We start from the raw sequence: 6,647 nt of genomic DNA on the forward strand, positions 1-6,647 counted from the left end.
GGATCGATCCAAAGACACTAACCACGAGTTCGTAGGGCTGACAATCCCCTTTGGATCGCTCAAATAAAGCGCCACTTCTCTGGCTTCACGCCTGAGCTCAACCGATCCCGGAGACCTCGATGCCCCGCTCCACCCGCAGTTCCTCGGCCAAGGGCAGCCCGGTGACCATCGCCATGGTCGCCGCCCGGGCCGGCGTCTCCCCGCAGACCGTGTCCAACGCGATCAACTCGCCGGACCTGCTGCGCACCGAGACCCTTGAGCGGGTGCGCCGCGCGATCGACGAGATGGGCTACCGCCCCAGCCGCGCCGCTCAGGCGCTGCGCACCCGCTCGAGCAAGCTCATCGGCTACGGCATTCAGCCGGCACCGTCCAGCCAACCGGTCCTGGACCGGTTCCTGCACGCCCTGTCGCAGGCCGCCGACGAGGCCGGCTACCGGATCCTGCTGTTCGCCTGTCCGCCCGGCGGCCCGGCCCTGGAGGGATACGAAGAACTGCTGGCACAGCACGATGTCGACGGCTTCGTGCTCAGCGGGACCGAGCGGGGCGACCCACGCCAGGCATGGCTGGCCAAACGGGGCGTGCCGTTCGTCGGCTTCGGCCGGATGTGGTCGGGACGGCAGATCGGCGACTGGGTCGACGTCGACGGTGCCTCGGGCACGGATGCCGCCGTCGAGCACCTGGTCGCCCAGGGGCATACCAAGGTCGCCTTCCTGGGCTGGGAGCGCGGCTCCTCCGGTGCCGGCGACGATCGCGCAGAGGGCTGGCAGCGGGCCATGCGCCGACACGGGCTGCCCACCCGAGGTCGACGCGGGCAGAGCGTGAACGACATCGACGCCGCCCGTGCCGCCGTGAAGCCTCTCCTGGACGCGGGGGCGACCGCGGTGGTCGCGGCCAGCGACATGCTGGCGCTCGGCTGCTACCAGACGCTGCGCGAGCGCGGCGCCATGCCCGGCCGCGATGTCGCCGTGGTCGGCTTCGACGACTCGCCGACCGCCGAGTTCCTCTCGCCCGCACTGACCTCCGTCGACCAGCCGCTGGAGGACGTCGGCAGGGAGTGCGTGCGGCTGCTGCTCGCTCGAATGGCCGCCCCCGACGCGCCGCCCGAGCGTGTCCTGCTGGAACCGTCCCTGGTCGTGCGCGACAGCACCACCGCGACACCGCCCACCAGCACCGAGTAGGCGCCACCGAGCGGCCGGACCGTCCGTTGCCCGGCCGGCGCTTCCTCACCCGAAAGACCCCACCTCCTCCCCGTCCCGGGCTCGCACGCCGCGCCGCCCGGGTGGAGCCGCACGTATCACCCCGACCCCCGGAGGAATCCATGGTCAACCGTACGGCCGCAGCGTCCCTCGTCACCTGCGCGGCGCTGATGGCCGCCACCGGCTGCTCGTCGAGTTTCGGCAGCGACAGGAAGACCCAGCAGGACACCGCTTCCAAGCAGCATCTGACGGTGCTGATCGCCAGCTCGGGCGACGCCGAGACCAAGGCCGTCAAAGAGGCGGCGGCCGCGTACGCCAAGCAGTCCGGCAACACGGTGACGGTGGACGTCGCCAAGGACATCAACCAGCAACTCGCCCAGTCCTTCGCCGGGCACAAGCCGCCGGACGCCTTCTACGTCAACTCCGACCAGTTCGCCAACTACGCCAAGGGCGGCTCTCTGTACGCGTACGGCGACCAGATCAAGGACGCCGCCGACTTCTCCGCCCAACTCCGTTCTTCCTTCACCTACGACGGGAAGCTGGTGTGCCTGCCCAAGGACACCTCCACCCTCGCCCTGGCGATCAACACGGATCTGTGGACGAAGGCCGGGCTGACCGACAAGGACTATCCGACCACCTGGGACCAGCTGAAGAAGGTCGCGGGCAAGCTGACCGGTGGCGGCGTCACCGGGCTGGTCACCAACGGGGAGTACGCGCGGCTCGGTGTCTTCATGAAGCAGGCGGGTGGCTGGATCACCAACGGTGACCAGACGAGGATGACCGCCGACAGCAGCCAGAACACGAAGGCGCTCCAGTACGTGCGGTCCCTGCTGAAGTCCGGCTCCATGAAGTACGCCAACCAGGTCGACACCGGGTGGGGCGGTGAGGCCCTCGGCAAGGGCAAGGCGGCCATGACCATCGAGGGCAACTGGCTCATCGGCGCCATGAAGCTTGACTATCCCAGCGTGAAGTACAAGGCGGTCCCACTGCCCTCCGGCCCGGCCGGCAAGGGCACGCTCGCCTTCAGTCAGTGCTGGGGCGTGGCAGCCGAGAGTGCCCACCGCGCAGCCGCCGTGGACCTGGTGAAGTACCTGACCTCCGCCGCGCAGCAGTTGAGGAACGCCGACGCCTTCGGCGTGATGCCCTCCCGCACCAGCGCCCTGGCCGAGTTCGCGAAGAAGGACCCTTCGGCGAAGGCGTGGGTCGACGGCAGTGCCTACGCGCAGGGTCCCGTGACCGTGGCGGGCTTCGAGAAGGTTCTCACCCAGTTCAACACCGATCTCGCGTCGCTGGGCACCGCCGATCCCAAGAAGATCCTCGCCGACCTGCAGCGCAACGGCGAGCAGGCCTTGGCGAAGGGCGACTGATCAGCCATGTGCGCGCATGCGTCACACCGTCCTCAACCCCACGCGCGCGCTCGTGCGGGTGAGGGTTCCCCGACGGCCGGCCTGCCGGGCGCACCTGACGCTCCCGGCGGGCCCGGCCCGGCCGCGGCGCCCCACGTCTCCCCCGCCAGGCGCTCGGGGCGCCGCGGCGAAGGCGCCTGGGGCTGGCTGTTCGTCAGCCCCATGGTGCTCGTTCTCGGCTTGTTCCTGGTGCTGCCGACCCTGATGGCGCTGTGGGTGAGCCTGCTGCACTGGGACGGGCAGTCCAATCCGTTCAGCGGGCAGGCGAAGTTCGCCGGACTCGACAACTACCGTGCCCTGCTCACGCAGGACGGTCTCGATCGCGCCCTCTTCGCCACCTCGCTGCGCAACACCTTCTACTACGTGGTGCTGACCGTGCCGCTGCAGACGGTCCTCGCGCTGACACTGGCCCTCATCGTCAACCAGCGGATGCTGCGCGGCCGCGGCGTACTGCGCACCGCCTTCTTCTTCCCCTCGGTGACCAGCTCCATCGCGGTCTCCACGATCTTCCTTTTCCTGTTCCAGGGCAGCGGCGCCGTCAACACCGTGCTCTCCTGGATCGGGGTGAAGGGCCCGAACTGGTTCAACGACCCCCGCGGGGTGCTCTCGCTCCTGCTCGGCGGTCTCGGCCTCGTCGATCCCAACCACCCCACGGGTGTTCTCGCCGATCACTCCTTCATGGGGCTGTCCTGGTTCCAGTGGCTGTCCGGGCCGTCGGTCGCGATGTGCACGATCATCCTGCTGGCCGTGTGGACGACCTCCGGCACCTTCATGCTGATCTTCCTCGCCGCACTCCAGGACATCCCCCGCGAGCTCGAGGAAACAGCTGCCATCGAAGGCGTGGGCCGATTCCAGATGCTGCGCCACGTGACGCTGCCGGCCCTGCGGCCGGTGCTCTTCCTCGTGCTCACCCTGGGCCTGATCGGCACATGGCAGGTCTTCGACCAGGTCTACGTGATGAGCCAGGGCGCTCCCGGTAACACCACCCTCACGCCGGCCTACCTGTCCTACTCGTCCGCATTCGACGACGCCGACTTCGGCCAGGGCGCGGCCATCGCCTTCATCCTGCTCGTCCTGATCCTGACCATGACCGCCCTGCAACGCCTCCTGCTGCGTGAGCGCGCCACCCGCCCCGGAAGGAACCGATGAACGCCAAAGCAGCAGCCGCCCGGGCACAGGGCCACCCGGTCCTCGGCCGGTTCCCGCTGCCGCTGCGGCTCCTCGGATACGCGCTGGTGGTGGCGCTCGGGCTGCTGTACGTGGTGCCGTTCGTGATCCAACTGGTGACCGGATTCAAAACGGACCCGGATGCGGCCGCACACCCACTCGGCCTGATCCCGACCACGCCGACGACCGCCGCCTACCAGCGGCTGTTCGGTCTCGGCCAGGCCGACGAGGGGGTGCCGTTCCTGCGTTGGCTGGGCAACTCGGCGTTCGTCGCGGTCGTGGTCACCGCGGGACGGGTGCTGTTCGACTCGATGGCCGGGTATGCCCTGGCCCGGCTGCGCTTCCCCGGCCGTACCCTGCTGTTCGGCTTCATCATCGCGGTGATGGCGGTGCCCGGAGTGGCCCTGCTGATCCCCAGGTTCCTGGTCCTCAACACCTTCGGACTCTTCGACACCTACACCGGCATGATTCTGCCGCTGATGGTGGACGGGGCAGGCGTCTTCATCATGAAGCAGTTCTTCGAGTCGATCCCCCGGGAAGTGGAGGAAGCCGCACGTGTGGACGGCGCCGGCGTCTTCCGCACCTTCTGGTCGATCGTCCTGCCCATGGCCCGCCCCGCCCTGCTCACCCTGACCGTCCTGTCCTTCCAGGGCTCGTGGAACGAGTTCACGCACTTCCTGGTGGCCACACAGTCCAGCCAGTACGAAACCCTCACCACCGGTCTCGCACGACTCGTCTCCGGCGGCCTGGGCGGCGGCACCCAATATCCATTGAAGCTGGCAGCAGCCCTCCTGGCCACCCTGCCCGTGGCCGTGCTCTTCTTCTGCTTCCAGCGTTACTTCGTCCAAGACGCCAATGCGGGAGCCGTCAAGGAATAGCCGATGCCGGCAACGAGCCAGGCCGACCGAAGTCCGGTACCGGAGCGGCAGGGTGGCTGCTGCTCCGGACGACCGATGTGTGGTCTGCGAGCGTTGGCCCAGCCCCCGCGGAGTCCGAGAAGCTCCTGATACGACTCAGGAGATGCCAGTTGGCCTGGACCTGCCTGAGCCCGTTCGCCGAGTGCGCCGATGCCTGGGGCAGGAAGTATCCGGCGATCGTGAAGCTGGGGGCGAACGCGTGAGAGGAGTTCACTCCGTTCCTGGGGTTCTACACCGAGATCCGCCGCATCGTCCGCACCGCCAACGCGATCGAGTCGTCGGCGCGCGGATCCGGCGAGCGGTCAAAGCCCGCGGACACTTCCCGAACGAGCGGGCCGCCCTGAAGTGCGTCTCCATCGCCATCATGTCGCTCGACCCCACCGGCAAGGGTCAGGCCGCCCCCTGGACCATGCGCTGGAAGTCCGCGCCGAGCACCCTCGACATCACCCGCGACAGCCGGCTGCGAGCAGCCCGCCAGTAACCCAACCACCCCAGTGGCACCGTTAGTTTGACAGTTCCCCCCGGGTTCCGCCGAGGACTTGATGCCGAGCTGAGGTCCGCCAGGGAGATGTGCTACACCTCTGCCCGGCCGGCGACCCAGCGAATGCCCATATTCGTGCGCTGCCGCCACCGTCGAATCGCCGCACACGACGCGGGAACCCAAGGCCCTGCGGAGCGCCGAAAGCGCGTCAATGCGGCAGCGGACGCACATCGCGGGATCGGCAGGGTCCCGCCCCAGCGAAGGGGGGGTGATCCGGCAAGACGCAGAGCACCGACGGGCTGGAAGCCGCCTATGCGTCCAGGAAGCTCACACCCCGGAACGATCAGGCGGCCTCGGCTGAACAACAACAAGATCTCTGCGCTTCGGATCGAAGGGATAGACAGTGCACCTGCTCGTGGGCATGGGGCCGTCTCCGCAGTCCCTCTCCGACGCAGCTTTGACGCATGCGGTACACAACGGCGAAATCGACTGCTTTCGGCATCTCTATCGTCGCCATTGCTCCGCCGTACAGGCCTACGCCGCGCAGTGCCTGACGTGTCCACTGCACGCGCAGGAGGTGACGTCGCGTGTCTTTGCCGGCCTCCTGCATCGGACACTGTCCGGTGAGTCGCCCGTGGACCGCTGTCATCTCGGTTGCCTGCGCCTGCAGTTACTGGCGAGCGTCCGCACAACCGCGATCACCGGCTGGCACATGGAACATGAAATACTGTCACCAGAGTTCAGGAACTGGGTGTCGGCAGGATCGCGGTGGCCCTGGCGCGATGACGGCCAGTTGGCTCTCGCATTCGAGCGCCTTCCGGAGTCCACCCGGTGTCTGCTGTGGCACTCGGTGGCGGAACGGGACGCTCTCGCCTTGACGGCACGCATCACGGGGCTGGCCCCCCATGTCGTCCCCGCTGCATGCGACCGGGCCAGAAGCGCCAGCGCCAGACCCGTATCGCCCTGTATCTGGAGCGGATGGAGCGCCGGGCCTGCCGCAATGTGATCAGGCATGTGGCCCGGCGACCCGAGGCACCCCCGGACGTGGGCCATCTCGGGCGTGCCCTGCCTGCTTAGGCGTGTACACGGACATCACTCGGCTGGACCAGCAACTGCGAGCGCAATTACCACTGAGGTTACTCGGATGGTGGACGGGTGAACCTTACCTGCGGGCGAAGGCGGCCATCCCCGTACCTTTGGACGACCCGCCATTCCTTGAGCGGCTTCTGGAAGGAGTCCGGTCCGGTGCACCTGCCGGGCAGCACTCGGATACGCTCCCGGCCACGCCGGTCAGGTTCCGACAGCGCGTACGGAAAAGACGCATATCGCCTTTCGGCACTCGTCGCTCACGGAGTGCTGCCCCCGCAGAAACCTCGGAGCAAGCCGCAGGAACCGCAGGCGGAGCCCTGGGGCGCCACAGACGGAAAAGGTACGCGCTCGTTCCTCCCAGCCCTGAAACCATGGTCGCGTATGGGTCGGT

The 6,647-nt window shown here is 68.0% G+C and carries 4 protein-coding genes and 1 pseudogene; all 5 read left to right on the forward strand.

Going from position 1 to position 6,647, the window contains the following annotated elements; genetic code table 11:
* Positions 1-119 precede the first annotated feature (119 nt).
* Positions 120-1,178, forward strand: a complete 1,059-nt coding sequence (locus tag AC5WRT_RS32215) for a LacI family DNA-binding transcriptional regulator (RefSeq protein WP_496098561.1) — start codon at positions 120-122, stop codon at positions 1,176-1,178.
* A gap of 140 nt (positions 1,179-1,318) precedes the next feature.
* On the forward strand, positions 1,319-2,563 hold the full coding sequence (locus AC5WRT_RS32220) for a sugar ABC transporter substrate-binding protein (RefSeq protein WP_496098560.1): 1,245 nt from the start codon (positions 1,319-1,321) through the stop codon (positions 2,561-2,563).
* A 201-nt stretch (positions 2,564-2,764) separates the two neighbouring features.
* Positions 2,765-3,751 (forward strand): carbohydrate ABC transporter permease, encoded by a 987-nt coding sequence (locus tag AC5WRT_RS32225; RefSeq protein ID WP_496098559.1) that lies wholly within the window; start codon positions 2,765-2,767, stop codon positions 3,749-3,751.
* Positions 3,748-4,647 carry a carbohydrate ABC transporter permease gene (locus tag AC5WRT_RS32230; RefSeq protein ID WP_496098558.1) on the forward strand — a complete coding sequence of 300 codons (900 nt, stop codon included), beginning with the start codon at positions 3,748-3,750 and terminating at the stop codon, positions 4,645-4,647. Before AC5WRT_RS32225 ends, AC5WRT_RS32230 begins: the two co-directional genes overlap by 4 nt.
* A gap of 164 nt (positions 4,648-4,811) precedes the next feature.
* A pseudogene (locus AC5WRT_RS32235) lies at positions 4,812-5,167 on the forward strand (transposase); the annotation flags it as partial.
* Positions 5,168-6,647 lie beyond the last annotated feature (1,480 nt).

The organism is Streptomyces sp. NTD91 (assembly GCF_059510455.1).